Raw genomic sequence first — 2,814 nt, 5'->3', positions numbered from 1 at the left:
GCCGAGGCCAGGTCGGCGCGGGCGATGGAGGCGCCGCCGAGGACGTTCCGGTCGACGGCCTTGCGGTAGCGGCCGTTGCCGGGCCCGTTCGTGAGCCGCGGCGGGCGGACGATCGTCCAGTGCAGGCCGGAGCCGCGGGTGATGTCCTCGGCGGCGCGCATGTCGGCGAACGCGTGCCTGAGGAGCGGCTGCAGGATCAGCGGCTTGACGACGAAGCGGGTGAACGGGTCGTCGCCCGGTCCGGCGTGCAGGCCGGATGCGCTGACCAGGACGAACCGGTCGGCGCCGGCGGCGGTCATCGCGGTGGTGATGCTGCGCGTGCCGTCCGCGCAGACGGTGGTGGGCGCGCGGCCCTCGCGGGTGCCGAGGGCGGACAGGACGGCGTCGCGGCCCTTGACCGCCTCCTCGATCGCGGCCGGGTCCATGACGTCGGCCTGGACGACGTCGGCGCACGCGCGCAGGTCGGACGGGAGGCGCGCCGTGTCGCGGACGACGGCGGTCACCTCGTGCCCGGCGTCCAGCGCCCGCCGGACGGTCAGGACGCCGGTCCCGCCGGTCGCCCCGAAGATCGTGAGCCTCATCGGTTCCCCCTGATGAACGATGGGTGAGTGAGTATTTACTAACCCCTATCCTGGTAAGCGTTCACTCACCTGTCAAGGGGGCCTCATTGAGCGCGCGGGAACGGATCCTCGACGCCGCGGCGGACATCATGCGGCGGCACGGCGTCGCCCGCGCCACCACCAAGGAGATCGCGAAGGCGGCCGGCTACTCCGAGGCGCTGCTCTACAAGCACTTCCGCGACAAGGAGGAGCTGATGCTGAGCGTGCTGAAGGAGCGGATGCCGCCGTTCACCTCGATGGGCGTCCCCGGCAAGGAGACGGTGGAGGCCAACCTCGTCGCGGTCGTCCACGGCGGGATGCGCTTCTACCGGCTGACGTTCCCGATGATGGCGTCGATGGCGGCGCAGCCCCGGCTGATGAACGCGACCCGCGAGTCGCTGCGCAAGTACGGGGCCGGCCCGCAGGAGCCGGTGCGCGCGCTGACCCGGTACCTGGACGCCGAGCGCGACCTCGGCCGTGTCGCCGCCGGAGCCGACACGGCCGCGGTGGCGGCGCTGCTGATGGGCGCCTGCTTCCAGCAGGGGTTCCTGATGTACTTCGCGGAGGGCGAGGACGGGCCGGACGTCCCGGAGTCGTTCGCGCGAGATCTCGTCCGGCCCGTGCTGGCGGAACTGCTGCCCTAGCGTCGTGGGGGCCACCGGCGGCTGTATGCCGGCTGCTGTCTGCTGCCTGCTGTCTGCCGTCGGATGGCTGGCGGCTGGCGGGTGGCGGCTCAGAGTTCGTTCAGGCGGGTCTTGACGACCTTGCCCATGGCGTTGCGCGGCAGCGAGTCGACCAGGTGGACGACACGGGGCCGCTTGTGCACCGACAGGCGCTCGGCGACGAAGTCGATCAGCTGGTCTCCGGCGACGCCGTCCGCGACGACATAGGCGGTGACCTGCTCGCCGAGGTCGTCGTGCGGCGTGCCGACGACGGCGGCCTCGCTGACCGCGGGGTGGGCGAGCAGCGCGTTCTCGATCTCGCCGGCGCCGATCCGGTAGCCGCCGCTCTTGATGAGGTCGGTGGACGCGCGGCCCACGATGCGGTGCCAGCCGTCCGGCCCGATCGTGGCGATGTCGCCGGTGCGGAACCAGCCGTCCGGCGCGAACGACGCGGCCGTGGCCTCCGGGCGGTTGAGGTAGCCCTTGAAGAGGAGCGGGGCGCGGACGTGCAGCTCGCCGGGCGTCTCCCCGTCCGGCGGAACGGGCGCGCCGTCCTCGGCGGCGAGGCGCGTCTCGACGCCCGGCAGCGGGGTGCCGACATAGCCGGGCCGCCTGTCGCCGTCGGCGCGCGCGCTGACCGTGATGAGGGTCTCCGTCATGCCGTAGCGCTCGACGGGACGGTGCCCGGTCAGCTCGGAGAGGCGCTCGAACACCGGCACGGGGAGCGGTGCGCTGCCGGAGACGAGCAGCCGCGCGCCGCGGAGGGCCTGCGCGGTGCCCGGATCCGCCGCCGTCCGCGACCAGACGGTGGGGACGCCGAAGAAGAGGCTGCCGCCGTCGTTCTGCGCGGCCGCCGCGTACCGCTCGGGTTTGGGGCGGCCCGTGTGGACGAGCGGCGACCCGGTGCGGAGCGCCCCGAGGACGCCGAGCACGAGCCCGTGCACGTGGAACAGGGGCAGCCCGTGGACGAGGACGTCGTCGGGCGTCCAGGCCCACGCTTCGGCGAGCGCGTCCAGCCCGGCGGCGATCGCGCCGCGCGAGATGAGGACGCCCTTCGGCGCGCCCGTCGTGCCGCTCGTGTAGAGGATCAGCGCGGTCGCGTCGGACGGGGCGGCGGCGCCGCCGCTCCCGTCGTGCGGCAGCGCGTCGACCGGCACGAGGGGCGGCTCGCCCTCCACGGGCTTGGCGTCGCCGGCGGCGAGGAGCAGGCTCGCGCCCGAGTCGCCGAGGATGTGGGCGCGCTCGGCCGGGCCCGAGTCGGGCGGCAGCGGGACCACGGGGACGCCCGCGAGGACGCCGCCGACGACCGCCGCGACCGTCTCCAGGGACGCCGTGGCGTGCACGGCGACGGCGTCCGCGCCCGCGATCTCCGCGGCGACGGCGGACGCCCAGCCGAGCAGCTCGTCGCGCGGAAGCTCGCGGTCCGCGATCCGGACCGGGCCGCCGTTCTCGCCGAGCAGGTCCATCACTCGCCCCTCTCCATGTCGGTCTCGTCGGTCTCGTTCTTGTCGGTCTCGTTCTGCTTGTCGGTCTCGGCGTGGTTCTCGGGCTCG

Annotated in this window: 3 protein-coding genes; 1 reads left to right on the top strand and 2 read right to left on the bottom strand. The window is 74.1% G+C overall.

Annotated features, from left to right (window positions below):
* Window positions 1-581 (bottom strand): NAD(P)-dependent oxidoreductase (locus ACIWVC_RS28885; RefSeq protein WP_396454818.1); only part of this gene is annotated, 581 nt, incomplete at its 3' end.
* Between the two features lie 86 nt (window positions 582-667).
* On the opposite strand from ACIWVC_RS28885, the gene ACIWVC_RS28880 reads away from it, so the two are divergent.
* Window positions 668-1,243 carry a TetR/AcrR family transcriptional regulator gene (locus ACIWVC_RS28880; protein ID WP_396451332.1) on the top strand — a complete coding sequence of 192 codons (576 nt, stop codon included), beginning with the start codon at window positions 668-670 and terminating at the stop codon, window positions 1,241-1,243.
* An 89-nt stretch (window positions 1,244-1,332) separates the two neighbouring features.
* Here ACIWVC_RS28880 and ACIWVC_RS28875 read toward each other — a convergent pair whose 3' ends face one another.
* Window positions 1,333-2,727 (bottom strand): acyl-CoA synthetase, encoded by a 1,395-nt coding sequence (locus tag ACIWVC_RS28875; protein ID WP_396451334.1) that lies wholly within the window; start codon window positions 2,725-2,727, stop codon window positions 1,333-1,335.
* Between the last annotated feature and the right edge of the window lie 87 nt (window positions 2,728-2,814).

The sequence above is a fragment of the Actinomadura sp. genome, from assembly GCF_044508335.1.
GTDB lineage: Bacteria > Actinomycetota > Actinomycetes > Streptosporangiales > Streptosporangiaceae > Spirillospora.
This window is presented reverse-complemented; position numbering and strand designations above follow the sequence as displayed.